The organism is Ruegeria sp. R8_1, from assembly GCF_017743815.1.
Lineage (GTDB): Bacteria > Pseudomonadota > Alphaproteobacteria > Rhodobacterales > Rhodobacteraceae > Ruegeria > Ruegeria lacuscaerulensis_A.
In genome coordinates, this window is the sequence record NZ_JAGHRL010000002.1 from 94,083 (window position 1) to 109,377 (window position 15,295).

A 15,295-nucleotide genomic window follows, 5' to 3' on the forward strand; every position below is an offset into this window, starting at 1 on the left:
AACCATGACAACAGGTGAAATGAAATACGGCGCAGTGCTGCGCGGCGGTCGGATGACCAAGCATAAGGGGCAGGTCGCCAGCTTTGCGCCGATGATGGGATGGGCGCTGTCTTGCGCCTCGACCTTGGCGCTTGGGGCTGCGGCCAGTTTGGGCGGCAGCGCAGCGCAGGCGGGCAGCTGTACCGAACAACTCGCCAGCACTTTCGTATGCTCGGGCCCAGCTATACAGGCAGGTCCGGCGCAAGACAGGACGCAGACCTTGACCGCCGCAGATATGCTGACCGTCTTTACGAACCCGGGGTTCGGGCTGATTGTCGATTCCAGCGACGGCCTGAACCTTAGCGGAGAAAGCGTCGAATTCACGGACGCAAACGACTCAACGATCTTGACAAGAAATGGCACTGCCATTGGCGCACAAGGTCAGACCGGAGTGTTGATCCGGACCAACGGGACCGTCGGTGGCACGACAAACGGTATATACGCACAAACTCAGACCGGCGACGTGGTGATCTCGTCCACGAATGACACCTATGGCTCAGTTATGGGCATATCGGCCAGAAACGTCGGCGGCAATGCGATTACTGTGATAACAACCGGGTCGGTCACAGGTGGCACGACCGGGATTGATGCGGCTAACAGCGGTTCAGGGGCGCTGACAATAGACGTTGAAGATGTCACCGGAACGACGACATATGGCATCCTCGCCACGAACTACGGCACGGATTTATCCATTACATCTACGGGGAACGTCACCGGCCAGAGGACTGGCATTCGCGCACTCAACAACGGTTCGGGCGCGCTAACCATTGATGCGGCAACAGTCGGTGGCGGGATTAGTGCGCGCACCGGCTCTAACAGCACAGACCTGTCAATCACCGCATCAGGTGCTATCACAAGCATCAATGATGGCATCAACGCTTACAATGGTGGCAGCGGGGATTTGACCGTAAATGTGGGCGATATCACAAGCGACCGTGGCGGTGGAATTTCGGCCAACAGTGGCGGAGAAAGCGGCGCGTTTTCGATCACCTCATCCGGGACCATCAATGCCCTAAATAATGGAATATCTACGGCTAATCGGGGCAGCGGGACCCTGACCATCTACACTGCGGCAGTCTACAGCGCAAATTCTGTTGGCATTAACGCACTAAACTTTGGCAGCGGCACGGATTTGTCTGTCACAGTCACTGACATGGTTCAGAGCCGTCAGAACGCGATCGCTGCAGACAACCGCGGCTCGGGCGCGCTGACCATTCAGGCGGCGACCGTCACCAGTAGAAATTTGACCGGGATTTATGCCGAGAACTCTAGTTATAGCACAGACCTGTCAATTGACGCGTCAGGCCCGGTCACTGGCAATTTCAGGGGCATCGACGCGTTCAGCGAAGGCAGCGGCACGGTGACCCTGAATGTGGCTGATGTCTCGGGCGGGGGCGATCAAGGCATTCGGGCGATTGGTGGAGCTGCCGGGATGTCAATCACTTCTTCGGGCTTGGTTCGCGGCCAAAGTGATGGGATTTACGCCTCAAACCGGTTCGGCGAGGCGCTGACCATCGACGTCGTGGACGTGCAGGGTGCTACGGGTGCAGGCATCAACGCACGCTCTGGTGCCGAGGTGGTTTCCATCACCACCACCGGCAGTGTTGTCGGCGCGACCTACGGGATCAAAACCGAAACCAGCGTGGCGGGAACGCAGCAGATTGCGGTCTCGGGTGAGGTATCCACCACGGGCGGCAATTTGGGTGAGGTGCCGTTTGCCGGCGTTGCCATCCAGATCGACACCTTCGGTCAAATCGGACAAACCGTGATCGATCTGCAAGAAGGTGCACAGATACAATCCGAAAGAACCGATTTCGCCATCCGTGAAGAGGGCGGCGGCGATACCTCGCTGATCCTGCGCGATGGTGCCGCTTTGGCAGGCAGCGTCGAGCTTGGGTCGGGTGACGATAGTGTGACCATCGAAGGCGGCGCGGACATCTCGCTGGTCAGCCGAATTGATGGCGGTTTCCTTGACAAGGATGAGCTGATCTTCTCGGGCTTTACCGGCGCGTTTGAGGCCGAGAAATTCGACAGTTTCGAAAGCCTGACCGCACAGGATGGCGGCAATCTGACGGTCAACAGTGCTGACCTGGACGGGTTCACCTCGATCCGGGTCGATAGTGGTGCTGCGATCACGGCGCAGAATACGGGTTTCTCGTTTGCCAATGATGTCTCAATCGGCGCGAGCGGGCGGTTCCTGGATGCGTCCCTCGAACAGAACACCATTTCGCTGGGGGGCAGTGTACTGAACGACGGGCTGATCTCGCTTGCCGATGGCGGCATCGGGGATAGTTTGACCGTTGGCGGCGACCTGTCGGGTTCGGGCACGATCGGACTGGACGTGAACCTGGCCACCGGTACCCACGACCAAGTACAGGTCAATGGCGACACCGCCGGGGCCACTCAGGGGCTGGACGTTGACGCCGCCGGTAGCACGGTCGACACCGCACAGACTTTCACGCTGGTCACGGTCGCGGGCGACAGCACGGAAAGTGATTTCCAGCTGGTCGACGCCGATTTCGTCACCAATGACGGGGCGCAGGCCATCAGTGACGGCGACCTTGCGTATCGGCTGGTCTATGACGCCACGGCGGGTACTTATGTGTTGACGCCTTTCAGCACTGATCCGGGCACGGGTGATGGTGGTGATGTTACTGAAAACCCCGGCGGTGCGTTCTTTGCCGCGGGCGTGCAGCAGGCCAATGACCAACTGACCTTTGGCTCGACCCTGCAACGTGTCATGGGCGCAACCCAGCGCGGCGCGTCCGACGTCAACACGGTCAGCCGCGCGCTGAACGAACTGACATCCACCACCCGCCCGCTGGTCTGGGTGCAGGGCGAAGGGCGGCGCGACAGCTATACCGTTGACGACCGCGATGTCGAAACCAACAGCGGCGGCCTGCGCTTTGGCGCTGCGCTGCCCCTGACCGAGCTGTCAAACGGCACCCTGATCGGCGGTCTGGAATTCGGCATAAGCAGCCTGTCCACCGATGTGACCACATCGCTGACCGGGGCCGATATCAGCACCGATGCCTATGACGTGACGCTCAGCGCTCTGTGGGTGGCGGACAGTCTTCTCTATGTAGACGGGCAGATGCGCTATGGTGATTTCGACAGCACCACCCGGCCCAATGGCGGGCAATCAGTGGACACAGACAGTGACGGCTATGGGTTGTCGATCGAGGTCGGCAAACCCTTTGCCCTTGCCAACGGGCTGACCTTGGTGCCACAGGCGCAGTTGATGTACAGCGATATCGATGCCGATAATGTGGTCGATCTGGCCGGTGGTGGTCAGACCGGATCGCTGGAGGATGGCGACACGCTGACTGCCCGTCTGGGCCTGCGTGCCGAGCATACGCTGACGGGCAATGCAGTTCTGTTCGGACAGGTGGATTACTACCACGCCTTCGATAATGAGACGGCGGTAGCCTTTGGCCAAAACACCGTGCTGACCGAGCGCGGCAAGAACACCGCCGGGCTGACACTGGGCGGCAACGTCGCCCTGTCCGAGCGCACCACGCTGTTTGGCGAACTGACCGGCGAGACCGGGTTCGGCAGCAATGCCAGCGACTACGCCTTTGGCGGCAATATCGGGTTCGAATTCCGTTTTTGATAAAATAAAACACGTGACCCGCCGGTGAAACGGCGGGTCACAGTCTTGCGGCAATCGTCACGGATCGTGATCCGAAACCACAGACACGCGTTGGGTGTTTTTGAACTACTCAGTATTGCAATCCAAGCTGCCATGCTCTGAAGCTTTGTCCATACGAGCCGCTTGCAGAAGCCGACAGAGTGGACTCCTTCCAATCTTCGGAGGCAAGGCAGGATTTCTTCTTTTTACCCTTTGGCCTCGCCGCTCGCGGCCCAAATGCAACACCCGCCGCCTAAGCGACCGTTGGAACGTCATTCAGCAGCGACACACCGAAGGTCACAGAAGTCACTGGCACGAGAGTCAACAACGTTCCGGCCTTAGATGCACCGAGCAATGCAAGTACTTCTTAGATGGCTATTAAGGCGACCCCTGGACCACCGATGTCTTGAGCCAAAAACATGGAAACGCCGTCAAGCGCCGCTCCCGCACTGCCGATCACTCGACGCTAAACTTCTCCTTGGCAAGATCGACGAAGGCGCGGACTTTTGGTGCGAGGTATCGGGTTGACGGGAATACGGCGTGTACCGGAACGGGGGACGGACGCCATTCGGGCAGCACGATGTCCAAGGTGCGGTTGCGGACTGCTGTGGCAGCCATGAACGACGGAAGAAGGCAAACCCCCATCCCTTCGATCGTCATGCCAAGGGCCGCTTGATTGTTGTCAACTTGGTACTTCGGCTTTGGCGTGATGGTCTGCTTTTCCCGCGCGCGAAAAACCGTCCAGTGCGGCGCGCCGCGCGGCGTAAAGGCGACGCTGTCGTGATGTTCCAAGTCTTCCAGAAGCGTGATCGGGCCGTTTTCCCGCAAGTAGCTGGGGCTGGCGTAGAAGTGGTACCCGACCTCTCCGAGCTTTCGCGCTGACAGCTCTGAATCGGAAAGGCGGCCAACCCGGATGGCGACATCAATGCCTTCGTGGATAATGTCTGAAACACGATTGGAAAACTCAGCTTCGATACGGACACCCGGGTGCTCTCTGAGGTAGCGTGCGATCCACGCGTTAACGACGAGCACGCCGAACTCCGGCCCCGCCGTCAGCTTCAGGGTTCCGGTTGGTTTCCCCTGTGACTGGGCCACACTATTTTTGGTCTCCTCAAGCGCCTGAAGGATGCCAGAGGCTCTCTCGAAGACCTCGCGACCAATCTCCGTGACGCTGAGGCGACGGGTCGATCGTTCCAAAAGCCGCGCGCCAAGCTTTTTTTCAAGACGCGTCACGATCCGGCTCACATGGGCCTTGTCCGTGCCGAGGGCCTCGGCCGCGGCTGTGAATGTCCCGCTCGTCACCACGGCGGTCAGCGTTCGCAGTTCCAAAATTTCTATTGTTGTATCCATAGACAACATTCTGTCTCGCTAAGGCTTATTTTTCAAGGCGCAGTGTCGATGCATCTTTGGTTCATCAACGCAGACATGAACCAAGGAGACAGACATGACCGACACCAAGAACATCGCTGCCGTTAAGGGGTTTCTGGGCGCTCAATACGAAGGAGACTTCGACACGGCATTCGCCAACTACGCGCAGCCAGAGTTTCGCTGGATCGTGGGCACGGCTGAAAACGCAGACTTGCGCGCCTCCATCCCGTGGGCCGGCTACGAGCATGCTGGCAAAGAAGGCTACATCAAGCTGACAACGCTTCTCTTCTCGGAGTTTGAAGCGCTGGAGTTCGATCCCCGGAAATACACCGATGCAGGCGACAGCGTCTTTGTCGAGGGCCGGTTCGTCTTCCGGCACCGCGAGACAGCAAAGATCGCCGTCAGTGACTTCATCGCTCGGTTCGACATGCGCGACGCACGGATCACCGGCGGCCAGTTCTACGAGAACACGGCCGGGGTCGCTGACGCGCGCCGCGCCGCCTAACCCGGAACATTGTACAAGGAGAAAAGAGATGAAAATCGGGATCATTAACGCAGGAAATATCGGCGGACGCCTCGCGCGTGCCTGGGCCAACGCCGGTCACGAGATCATGCTGTCAAAGGATGGCGAGATCCACAAACTCGACCCGGTGCTGTCCGACATCGAAGCGGCAGGTCATAGCGGATCCGTGAGCACAGGCTCTTTGCGCGAGGCCGCGGCCTTTGGGGACGTGGTGCTCTTCTCAGTCTACTGGCCGCGGCTTGACGCGGTGCTTGCAGAGATCGGCGACGCGTTGGACGGCAAAACCGTGATTGAGACGATGAACCCTCTCGGCGTCACGGAAGACTTCGTGCATTACCATGACACCGAGTTCATGGCTGTGAACTCCACGACAGAGCAGCTTCAAGGCAAACTGCCGAATTCGCAGGTGGTAAAAGCATTCAGCACCATGGCAGCCCCCGTTCTAGAAGCTGCTGCCTGGAGTAATCTCGGAGATCGGCAGAGCGTCTTCTATGTCGGCGGCGACGCGGATGCCAAAACGGCGACGCGCACCCTGATCGAAGACGCTGGTTTCCGACCCGTGAACGCGGGGCCAATCTCAGCGGCGCGCCAGCTCGAACAGATCGGCGTTCTGCTCCACCATGTCGCTCACAATGAGTTCGATGGCGATGAGGACCTGATCCGCATCGGCTTCCGCATGGTCGAGGCGGACCCTGGCCCCATCGCCCGCGCGCGGGTGGCGTGACGCAACCGCACCGGGCGGCTACCGTGGCCTCCCCGTGCAAAGCCAGCGGGCACGGCCCACTGATGACAGAACGCAGAGAAAGCGCGGGGTATTGGATCGCAGGCAATGAGCCTGAGATCCTCGCCCGCGCCGCCATCACCTTCCTGAAACAGGACTATCCCGCCCAACGCGGCAGGTCCTTTCACAGCCAAAAGTGGAGAAACAAGATGAACATCAAGAACGCGATTGCCTTCGTCACCGGTGCAAATGGCGGCATTGGCACGTCCCTGGTCGCAGCACTTTTTGAACGCGGAGCCTCCAAGGTCTACGCGGGCGTCCGCGACACGGACAGCATGGCCAACCTGGCCGGTCTGTATGGCGACAAGCTCGTCGTGCTCGCGCTGGACGTCACCGATGACGCACAGGTGTCGGCTGCGGCCAAAGCCGCGCAGGACGTCACCTTGCTTGTCAACAATGCCGGAACGACTTTCGACCAAGGCTTCCTTTCGACAGATGATCTGAAGGCGGCCGAAACCGAGATGGCCGTGAACTATCTTGGACCCATTCGCGTGACGCGCGCTTTCGCCCCTATTCTGAAAGCTAATGGAGGCGGTGCCGTCCTGAATATTCTCTCGTTTTTGTCGCTGGTCACCATGCCAATGGCCGGGTCTTATTCGGCATCAAAAGCGGCAGCACTATCCATGACCCGCGGCATCCGGGCAGAACTTGCCGGTCAAGGAACCTTGGTCGTTGGGGCAATGCCGGCACAGGTAGATACCGCGCTGGCCAAGAATTACCCCGAACCAAAGGCGACAACACAAGAGGTCGCACGAGAGGCGCTCGACGCCGTCGAGCAAGCGGTCGAGGATGTGTATCCCGGCACCTACGCCAAGGAGCTGCTGCCCAGCGTTCTAAGCGATCCCAAATCGATTGAGGTGGCCATGAAATCTGTTCTGCCGCTTGCGGCGTGAATTTGCTCAGCGTTGGCGGCGTTCGGGCGCCGTCAACCAACGGACCTAGCTGTTGGAGAGAATGATGCAGAACTCGATGCTGATCGGCGCCGCACTGGCCACTGGCGCATTGGTGCCGTTTCAACTTGCGTTCAACGCCCAACTTGGGACCGTGACGAAAAGCCCCTTTACCGCGGGACTGTTCATTTTTCTGGTTGGGGCCGCCGTGCTGGGAATTGTCGTGGCCGCACTTCGCCAGCCTCTACCAGAGTTTGGCGACCTCGTCAGAGCGCCCAAAACCATATGGCTCGGAGGGCTCATCGCGACGCTTTACACCTTGGCGATCGTTGTCGTCACACCGCGTCTTGGAATTGGGACAACGGCGCTTCTGGTGATCGCGGGTCAAATCCTGATGGCGATTGTGCTTGACCATTTTGGGGCCTTCGGAAATCCGCAGATAACCCTCAATCCACAGCGTGTGATCGGAGCGGCTCTGGTGATCGGCGGCGTGTTTCTCATCCGCTTTCCGTCACCGTAGCGACTCAAAGCAGAAAAGGCGTGGCGCGCGATGCGCCGGTTGCAACAAACCCAACCTTGGTCTTTGCAGACCGTGAGCCTGGGCGTTGTGAGCCGCCTGCGCAGCAAACAGACCTGTGCACGCGAGCGTTGGCCCGCGTGCACGACTGCCCTGATGGTTGGTGGTGCGGCTTTAGTCCAGCCCGCGCAGGGTGCGGTGGAAGGACAGCAGGTCTTCGACATAGAGCTCTGGTGCCTCGACCATTGGGAAATGCCCGCCACGCTCGGGGGTCGTGTAGTGGATCAGATTGCTGCGGGAGCGTTCCACATACTCTTTGGGCGGCAGCGGGAAGGTCGGGTCGGGCCAGGCCGTGACGCCGGTGGGCGTGTCGACCATTTCACCTTCGGCCAAGACCGTCACGTTCTCGTGCGCCAGCATCAGGTAGGGCCACAGCGACGTTCTAAAGCTGTCGGTGACGATGTAATACATAACCTCGTCAATCAGCCGTGTCGGTTCATAGACCTCATCGATCGAGGCATAGCTTTGATCGGTCCAGTAGAACCACTTGTCCCAGATCCAGGCCGCTTGTCCCACAGGGTTATCGTGCAGCGCTGCGGCAAGCGTCTCACCGCGCGCGATGTGCGTCAGGATGTAGGCCAGATCGGTGAAGGGCGACGCGGCCTCGCGCTCGATAAAGGCCTGTTCTGCGGCTGTGGGGTTGTCGCCTGCAGTCCCGGAAAGCCAGGGCGAGTCCGCATGCCGGGGGTAGAACATATGCACATGGTTGCCCGCGACCGCCTCGGGAAAGTCGATGCCCATATAGGCGGCGGTAATGGCCCCTTGGTCCCCACCATGGGTCACGTAGCTATCATACCCCAAAACCTCAGTCATCAGGGTGTGATAGCGTGCGCCGGTGGCCCGCAGACCCTCTGGCGCGTCGGGTGCTTCGGACCAGCCGACGCCTGGGATCGAGGCGACAACCACGTCATACCCATCCTCAGCATCACCGCCGAAGCGTTGAGGGTGCGCCAATTGCTCGATGACATCGACGAACGAATAGGGCGAATAGGGCCACCCATGCAGGATCAGGATGGGTGTCGGGTTGGACGCGCTGCCCGGTTCGTGGATGAAGTGCAGGTCTTTGCCGTCAATCTCGGCGCGGAAGTTCTGGAACGTGTTCAGCCGATCCTCGGCGTCGCGCCAGTCGTAGTCATTGGCCCAGATCTGGCCCATCTGCGCCATCCAGGACTGCGACATGCCCTGATCCCAGGGCGCCATTGTGGCGTCGGCAGAGAGCTCCGGCAGGAACTGGTGATCGCGGACCTTGGCCATTATGCGATCAAGACGATCCTGAGGGACCTCGATCGTGAAGGGCTCGGCTGTGCCGCCCGCGATACGCGGTGCGTCCGCTGCAAGACTTGAGAAAGTAAGGGCGATGCTGGCTGCGACAGCAACGGCTGTGGCGGTCAGGAAGGTGCGTTTGGTGTGCATGGCTTTGCCTTTCGATTGCTGATGAAAAGAAGATAAAACAGCGGACGGGGTCAAAAAATTGGGTCCTAGGACCGCCAGAATGCACTTTCTGTCATCAATAGAAGGCTGACGGCCATCTATGCAGGACTAGGAGGCCCACCGAATTGAAAAAAAGAACCGCCGCAGGCATAACTCTGCGGCGGTTCTGGTTATGGGGTGCGGATGCGCGGCGATCATACCATAAACGCGCCTTTGTGGTCGGTGGCAAAATCTCGGAAAGATCGCGGTGCGCGCGCCAGGAGGCGTTCGGCATCCTCGGTCACTTGTGCGTATTGACCCGTCGCAAACAGCGCCTGGATTTCCGCCAAGCTGTGTGCGGACCATTCTGGCATGCCCTGATCGCGCATCGCCTGTTCGGCGGCCTCTGGCGTGATGGGCACATACTCTACGGGTGCGCCGCGAACATCCGCGATGATGCGAGCCACGTCGTGAAAGGTGATGCTCTCCGGCCCCGTCAGATCATAGGTTTTGCCGATATGCCCGTCCGTGGTCAGAATCGTAGACGTGATCTCAGCAATGTCGCGGACATCAATTGTGCTTTGTGCGGCATCGCCAAGCGGCAGGTAGAATTTGCCGGTCGACGCAATCCCACCGGCCTGCCAAAGCATGTTCTGGTGGAACGAATTTGGCCGCAGGATCGTATAGGGCAACCCGCTGGCACGCAGGTCCGCGTCACTGGCCGCGTGCTGACGGATCACTTCGGACGGGGACGCCTCCGATGCACCCATGCCTGAAAACTTCACGACATGGGAAACGTCTGCAGCCTGCGCGGCATCATAGAAGTTGTGAAAGAGCTCAACCGTGTTCGGCTGCACCGCTGTCACGACATAGGCTTTGTCTACGCCGTCGAACGCAGCGCTCAGGCTGTCGGGCCCACCCAGATCGCCTTGCACCAATTCGATGCCGTCTAGCAGTGTTGCGCGCGCGCTTTCGATGTTGCGCACAAGGGCGCGTACGGCGACGCCCTTAGCGACAAGCGTATCGATAAGCGCGCGACCATTTGTGCCGGTTGCACCGGCTATGAGAATCTTTGAGGTGGACATTTTTGTGTCTCCTTTAGATCGCTGGCGACGCGTTGCGGGTGTGAGCGCACTGCTAGCGCAGACTGCCGCGTCGCCAATGAATGAGGGGGGCCTAAGCTACGCAGCGCTTTTCAGCCGAAATGCGGCGACGCGTTGCTTGACCTCTTCCGGTGTCAGAACGACGTTCCAAACCGGGCTGCTGGGGTCGAGCGCGGCTGAGTCTGCAAGCCCGCCGATATCCACAGGCACCAGACCCGCCTCACCAATCAACTGCGCCATTGTCGTGTTGTCCGCATCTGCGTCGACGGCGAAGGGCATGGCGACCTGGGGATCGGCGATATTTGATTTGGTCTCAACATAGCCCGACCACAAAGAGGTGAAGGCTTTGCCGATGCGGGCACCCGGCAGCTTTGCCGCCATGACCAGTCCGGCAATGTCGCTGTCAGGTATCAGCGCCTCAAGCTTGCCGTTTGCGTCATATCCAAGCGGGTTTGTGGCGTCGATCACCAGCTTGCCACCAACATGAGGCGCAATGGCCTCGACGGCGTTGTCAACAGTGGGGTAGTACACGGCGAGCAGCACAACGTCGCCAAAGGCTGCGGCTTCTTCGGGCGTGCCGATGAACGCCCCATCGCCCAAGTCCGCAACAAAGTCGCGGTGTTTGTCCGGATTGCGCGCGCTCAGAAAGACGGCGTGGCCCGCCTGGTGCCAGAGTTTTGCGTAAAGGCGGCCAATGTCGCCAGCTCCAATGATACCGATATTCATGTCGTGTCTCCTTTCATTGCTGATGTGATTGATGATAGAGACGACGTCAGACAGGATAAATCGGGCCCGAACGGACACAGTATGCACTTTTTGTCATGAATGATCTTCCTCCCATGTCCTCGATCACCGCCTTCGTGCAGGTGGCAGAACACGGCGCATTCAATGAGGCCGCGCGGGCGTTGGACCTGTCGCCCTCCGCCGCGTCCAAAGCCGTTACGCGGCTTGAGGATCATCTGGGTGTAAAGTTGCTGAACCGAACCACACGCAGCGTCAGCCTGACACCCGAAGGCGAGCGTTACCTGGACGGTGCCAAAAAGGCGCTGGCGGATTTGTCCCTTGTGGGTGCCGAGGTGGCAGACACCAATGCAAGTCCAAAAGGGCGGTTAAAGGTCTCGGCGGCCTCGCCCATGGCGCGTCTGTGGCTGGCGGATGTGATCGCCAAGTTCACGGCAAGATGGCCCGAGGTGCAGATTGACATCACCCTTTCGGACCATCTGACGGACCTTGCGGCAGATGGCATCGATCTGGCCATTCGTTCGGGAGGTTTGGCGGAAAGCGAACACCTGATTGCGCGTAAGCTTTATGATGAGGACATGCTTGTGTGCGCCACGCCCGCCTATTGGAACAAGGCTGGCCGTCCCGATCACCCGAGCGATCTGGCACGGCACCGCGGACTAAGGTTTCGCGCGCCGCAAACCGGTCGCCTTTTCCCTTGGATGATGAACTTTGACGGGGAACTTCAGAAGATCGAGCTGCCCGCCGACTTCGTTGCGGATGAGGGTGAAATGATCCTGAACCTGGCCTTGCAGGATGCAGGTGTCGCGCAGTTTCCCGGGTACATGGTCCGCAAACATCTGGCGACCGGCGCGTTGGAAGAAGTCCTTGCACAGCACCGCCCGCCCGCGACGCCGATTTCCGCCATGTATCTCGACCGCCGCCTTTTGTCTCCGCGCATCCGCACCTTTGTCGATTTCCTCAAGGCGCATGCCCCAAACACCGAGAACTAAATCTCAAACGGGCGAGTTCTTAGGTCACCTTGGCTTCAGATCGGCTCTTTTTGGTTATGAAGTATAGATGAGAGGCCGGGCCTAGGGGACGCGGTGACAGAACATCGTAAGCAGACCTTCGTCACTCCGCAGCAATCGGGTGGTTTGGGCTCTTTGCGGCCACTGGGCCAGATGCAACAACTCATATTGGAGCAAGGTTAAGTCCCGCGAGAATCTGCGCGTTGCTGTCATTGGAGCAGCATGAGGTATCCTATGATATTCTATCGTTTCAACGTCGGGTTGTCGTTGTGGGCGGGCATGGCGGATCGGAGGATCAACCATGGAAACCCCAAACTTACCTGCCATTCGCGTACTTCGCCCAGCCTGGAACAAAGGGCGTATTGTAGGTCAAAAGCGCCCGCTGAAACCTAAACATGTCTGGGCGATCCGAGTGCGCCTCGAACTTGCCGAAAACCATCGCAATCTTGCGCTCTTCAACATGGCAATCGACAGTAAGCTCCGCGGCTACGATCTGATAAAGATGAAGGTCGCCGATGTCATGTCATCGGGTCAGATCAAGGAACGGGCTTCGGCCCTACAAAGCAAGACGCAGAAACCCGTGCGCTTTGAGATATCCGAAGGCACACGTGCCTCTGTTGAGAAGTGGATGGAAGATGAGCTGATGGTCGGTTCAGAGTACCTCTGGCCAGGTCGGTTTCATGAGCGCTTGCACATCTCGAGCCGGCAATATGCGCGGATCGTCCGGGACTGGGTTACATCGATCGGTCTCGAGGCGAGCGCCTATGGCACCCATTCAATGAGGAGAACCAAGGTCACTCAGATCTACAAGAAGACCGGAAACCTACGCGCTGTTCAGCTTCTGCTTGGCCATACTAAGATGGACAGTACAGTCCGGTATCTCGGCGTCGAACTCGAGGATGCCTTAGCAATCGCCGAAGCGATAGATATCTAAGGCCAACGGGTTGCTCTCGCGAGCGGCCCAATCCCGCCGTTCGTCTACCGGCCGGTATGCTGCAGCGCGACCCGTCAGAGCCGACTTTCGCTGCGACAGCGAGATTTAGCGAGTGGCGGACTGGTACTTTGCGGACAGACCCGCCGTCCGATTTTCGCAATTCGCTTATGCAGCATGATCTTGCATCTGCCACACGCTAAACAGTGCAGCGCAGCGCAATTCGTCATTCCGGACATTATTAGGTGCCATATTAAGCCGAACAGAATCGGCGCTTTCGCTGTCACTTGTCGAGATGGGTCAGATGCGGGACGGTTCCGACTTTGAGGCTGACCGCTCGACGGCACGTTGTTAGCTGTTGCGATTGACGATGCTGATCGTTCATAGTTCAAACGAAGCGATTGTTTGAATAACCAACAAGACTTATTGGTGGCTTTCGGCATGAGCGTCGGAAGTAGAAAACAGTACGGCAAAAATTTCTTATTATGTGAATGTTTATAGGAACCTGTTGAGAAGTTTGCCCAAAAAGAACGCCCAGCCAATGTGGCTGGGCTAGTCCGAGGAAAATCTTCATTTGACTTGAGCATTCCGAAAATTGGTAAAGATTTGGTTAGCGCCACGCCTTTACACTAAGAATGGTCTGGCTCATCATTCGCTCACTCTTCAAGGAGGTTTGCAAAACCATCCTGAACAGCCTTACGGATGACCGCAGAATCCTCACATGCGCTGATGACGACTGCACCGCTACGAGCGAGCTTATAGATATTCTCGGGATCACAATAAGACCGTACGCTTTGACGGTAAGCTTTGAAATACGCCTCCCTGTCAGGCGTTTTTGAGCGTCGCGCACATAGCTGTTCGTAAACACTGAAATAGCTCGACTCTATTCCCATGCTTCCGTCGGCCATTCCGACCTGAAACCAGTCTATCTTCCCAATGCAAGCTTCAGGCGAGAGCCACTTTGAGAAAAAGCCATTGGGCGTACCGTTCGCTGACGCCGGGCCACCGGCATAGAGAGCCAACACAATACAACCAAAAAATAGCTTGGACTTCGTCCAATACTTACTTGAAGAATTAAACTGCTCACTGCTCGTCACAAGTTTGGTCATTGCTCTCATCCCTTTGCTAAAGAATTTGGCGCACATAAAGTGCGGTATTTGTAGGAGAATATGAAACGGCGCTTAAGAAATGCCTAAGGTGGAGACTCAGAAAGGAAATTCGAGAGACAAAACTCCTATTGTTTGACTTTCGACCTGTGAATCGAATTCTTTACTAAGATAGGTGAGCCCAAAAAATGTTGAGGCTTTTCGTATAGCCACTTGCACTCCTGCCCGCGCTCTAATTCGCGAATTGGTCATTTCGACATCTGACCAATCCGGAAAGAAATCGCTGTGTGTGATGTACGTGTAGTCGACCCCCAAAAGAAAAGACATGTCGTCCATCCTGGACGCTCGCGCAGGAGAAGATGGCTGTAGGAAGCCGGAAACGGGGTCACGAACATAGCGTTCGGCGTTGGCATAGCCTTCAATAAGCAAGTCGACCCCAATTCTCCCGAAAGTCTCATATCCGGCCTGAACCCCTACAAACGGCCTTACTGAAAAGCTGTCAAATATCTTGTAAGGTCTCGCGAGTTCAACCGCGACCATACCTGTGACGCTATCGCCCACATGTTCGTGAGGCATATCGTCAGGTAAGTAACCGGCAATTCCTGTTATTTCATGAAAACTCTGCTGGAAATCGGCGATGTTCGTTTGGTCGCCTGTCAGGAGAATTTCAAGCCCTGCATTGTATTGCAGTTCGCCATAGTTTTCGTTGGCGAATATCCCAAACCCCAACATCCCCACATAGGGTCGGTCGCTATTCGTTGGCTGACCTCTTGCGCCCCATGGCGAAATTATTTCGGCTCTAGCTCGAAAATCGTGCGCGATTCCTCCTGTGTTTTCTCCTTCAAAACCAAAAAATAGAGTGTAACTCGCAGAACGCCAGCGATCTCTACCGTCGCCCATGAAATCGTTTGTAAAGAAGCTGGACTTAATCGTGTCCGCATTTGCCGTAGAAACGGTTAGAAAAACACCCAATGCAGAAATCAGGGCTTTCATGAAATTCACCTCGCTACGCTTGAGAAACTGGCAGTACTTTCCGAATCTCTAGTGCAGGAGCCTTAACGTCGGCCTAACGTTGTTAGCTTCACGGATGTGCCGCAAAGAACCTGTCGACTTCAATGACATGAAAAAGTTTTATAAAATCTCGCACGTTAATTCAGATTTATGATTTTGGAATAAAATTGGAGT

Annotated in this window: 13 protein-coding genes; 7 read left to right on the plus strand and 6 right to left on the minus strand. The window is 57.5% G+C overall.

What is annotated here, in order from left to right; genetic code table 11:
- Positions 1 to 4 precede the first annotated feature (4 nt).
- Positions 5 to 3,652: an autotransporter outer membrane beta-barrel domain-containing protein gene (locus J7380_RS04560; RefSeq protein WP_209194686.1), complete on the plus strand. Its 3,648-nt coding sequence runs from the start codon at positions 5 to 7 to the stop codon at positions 3,650 to 3,652.
- Between the two features lie 474 nt (positions 3,653 to 4,126).
- Here the strand turns inward: J7380_RS04560 and J7380_RS04565 are convergent, their stop codons facing one another.
- Entirely contained in the window at positions 4,127 to 5,020 is an 894-nt protein-coding gene (locus tag J7380_RS04565) for a LysR family transcriptional regulator (RefSeq protein ID WP_209194687.1), read from the minus strand.
- Between the two features lie 94 nt (positions 5,021 to 5,114).
- Between J7380_RS04565 and J7380_RS04570 the strand changes: the two genes are divergently transcribed.
- The 4 genes from J7380_RS04570 (at position 5,115) to J7380_RS04585 (ending at position 7,752) form a co-directional block, all read left to right on the plus strand.
- Entirely contained in the window at positions 5,115 to 5,543 is a 429-nt protein-coding gene (locus tag J7380_RS04570; RefSeq protein ID WP_209194688.1) for a nuclear transport factor 2 family protein, read from the plus strand.
- A gap of 28 nt (positions 5,544 to 5,571) precedes the next feature.
- Positions 5,572 to 6,285 (plus strand): NAD(P)-binding domain-containing protein, encoded by a 714-nt coding sequence (locus J7380_RS04575; protein WP_209194689.1) that lies wholly within the window; start codon positions 5,572 to 5,574, stop codon positions 6,283 to 6,285.
- A 62-nt stretch (positions 6,286 to 6,347) separates the two neighbouring features.
- A complete protein-coding gene (locus J7380_RS04580) occupies positions 6,348 to 7,235 on the plus strand; it encodes an SDR family oxidoreductase (protein WP_209194690.1) in 888 nt (295 codons plus the stop codon).
- Between the two features lie 64 nt (positions 7,236 to 7,299).
- Positions 7,300 to 7,752, plus strand: coding sequence for a DMT family transporter (locus J7380_RS04585; protein WP_209194691.1), 453 nt, complete (start codon positions 7,300 to 7,302; stop codon positions 7,750 to 7,752).
- Between the two features lie 171 nt (positions 7,753 to 7,923).
- On the opposite strand, the gene J7380_RS04590 is transcribed toward J7380_RS04585, so the two are convergent.
- From J7380_RS04590 to J7380_RS04600, 3 genes are all read right to left on the minus strand, one after another.
- Positions 7,924 to 9,222, minus strand: a complete 1,299-nt coding sequence (locus J7380_RS04590) for an epoxide hydrolase (RefSeq protein ID WP_209194692.1) — start codon at positions 9,220 to 9,222, stop codon at positions 7,924 to 7,926.
- A gap of 212 nt (positions 9,223 to 9,434) precedes the next feature.
- On the minus strand, positions 9,435 to 10,304 hold the full coding sequence (locus tag J7380_RS04595) for an SDR family oxidoreductase (protein WP_209194693.1): 870 nt from the start codon (positions 10,302 to 10,304) through the stop codon (positions 9,435 to 9,437).
- A 96-nt stretch (positions 10,305 to 10,400) separates the two neighbouring features.
- Positions 10,401 to 11,135 carry an NAD(P)-binding domain-containing protein gene (locus J7380_RS04600; protein WP_348539072.1) on the minus strand — a complete coding sequence of 245 codons (735 nt, stop codon included), beginning with the start codon at positions 11,133 to 11,135 and terminating at the stop codon, positions 10,401 to 10,403.
- Positions 11,136 to 11,143: 8 nt separating this feature from the next.
- Between J7380_RS04600 and J7380_RS04605 the strand changes: the two genes are divergently transcribed.
- Both J7380_RS04605 and J7380_RS04610 read left to right on the plus strand, forming a co-directional pair.
- Positions 11,144 to 12,055 (plus strand): LysR family transcriptional regulator, encoded by a 912-nt coding sequence (locus J7380_RS04605; protein WP_209194695.1) that lies wholly within the window; start codon positions 11,144 to 11,146, stop codon positions 12,053 to 12,055.
- A gap of 319 nt (positions 12,056 to 12,374) precedes the next feature.
- Positions 12,375 to 13,007: a tyrosine-type recombinase/integrase gene (locus J7380_RS04610; RefSeq protein ID WP_209194696.1), complete on the plus strand. Its 633-nt coding sequence runs from the start codon at positions 12,375 to 12,377 to the stop codon at positions 13,005 to 13,007.
- Positions 13,008 to 13,660: 653 nt separating this feature from the next.
- Here J7380_RS04610 and J7380_RS04615 read toward each other — a convergent pair.
- Together J7380_RS04615 and J7380_RS04620 are read right to left on the minus strand one after the other, a co-directional pair.
- Complete coding sequence (locus tag J7380_RS04615; RefSeq protein ID WP_209194697.1) at positions 13,661 to 14,113, minus strand: DUF2799 domain-containing protein; 453 nt, start codon at positions 14,111 to 14,113, stop codon at positions 13,661 to 13,663.
- 96 nt (positions 14,114 to 14,209) lie between these two features.
- Positions 14,210 to 15,103 carry a lipid A-modifier LpxR family protein gene (locus tag J7380_RS04620; RefSeq protein WP_209194698.1) on the minus strand — a complete coding sequence of 298 codons (894 nt, stop codon included), beginning with the start codon at positions 15,101 to 15,103 and terminating at the stop codon, positions 14,210 to 14,212.
- Positions 15,104 to 15,295: the final 192 nt, after the last annotated feature.

Coding starts and splice junctions, on each gene's coding strand:
- J7380_RS04560 (WP_209194686.1), top strand. CDS start 5: ATGACAACAGGTGAAATGAAATACGGCGCAGTGCTGCGCGGCGGTCGG.
- J7380_RS04605 (WP_209194695.1), top strand. CDS start 11,144: ATGAATGATCTTCCTCCCATGTCCTCGATCACCGCCTTCGTGCAGGTG.
- J7380_RS04570 (WP_209194688.1), top strand. CDS start 5,115: ATGACCGACACCAAGAACATCGCTGCCGTTAAGGGGTTTCTGGGCGCT.
- J7380_RS04565 (WP_209194687.1), bottom strand. CDS start 5,020: ATGGATACAACAATAGAAATTTTGGAACTGCGAACGCTGACCGCCGTG.
- J7380_RS04595 (WP_209194693.1), bottom strand. CDS start 10,304: ATGTCCACCTCAAAGATTCTCATAGCCGGTGCAACCGGCACAAATGGT.
- J7380_RS04580 (WP_209194690.1), top strand. CDS start 6,348: ATGACAGAACGCAGAGAAAGCGCGGGGTATTGGATCGCAGGCAATGAG.
- J7380_RS04575 (WP_209194689.1), top strand. CDS start 5,572: ATGAAAATCGGGATCATTAACGCAGGAAATATCGGCGGACGCCTCGCG.
- J7380_RS04620 (WP_209194698.1), bottom strand. CDS start 15,103: ATGAAAGCCCTGATTTCTGCATTGGGTGTTTTTCTAACCGTTTCTACG.
- J7380_RS04585 (WP_209194691.1), top strand. CDS start 7,300: ATGCAGAACTCGATGCTGATCGGCGCCGCACTGGCCACTGGCGCATTG.
- J7380_RS04615 (WP_209194697.1), bottom strand. CDS start 14,113: ATGACCAAACTTGTGACGAGCAGTGAGCAGTTTAATTCTTCAAGTAAG.
- J7380_RS04610 (WP_209194696.1), top strand. CDS start 12,375: ATGGAAACCCCAAACTTACCTGCCATTCGCGTACTTCGCCCAGCCTGG.
- J7380_RS04590 (WP_209194692.1), bottom strand. CDS start 9,222: ATGCACACCAAACGCACCTTCCTGACCGCCACAGCCGTTGCTGTCGCA.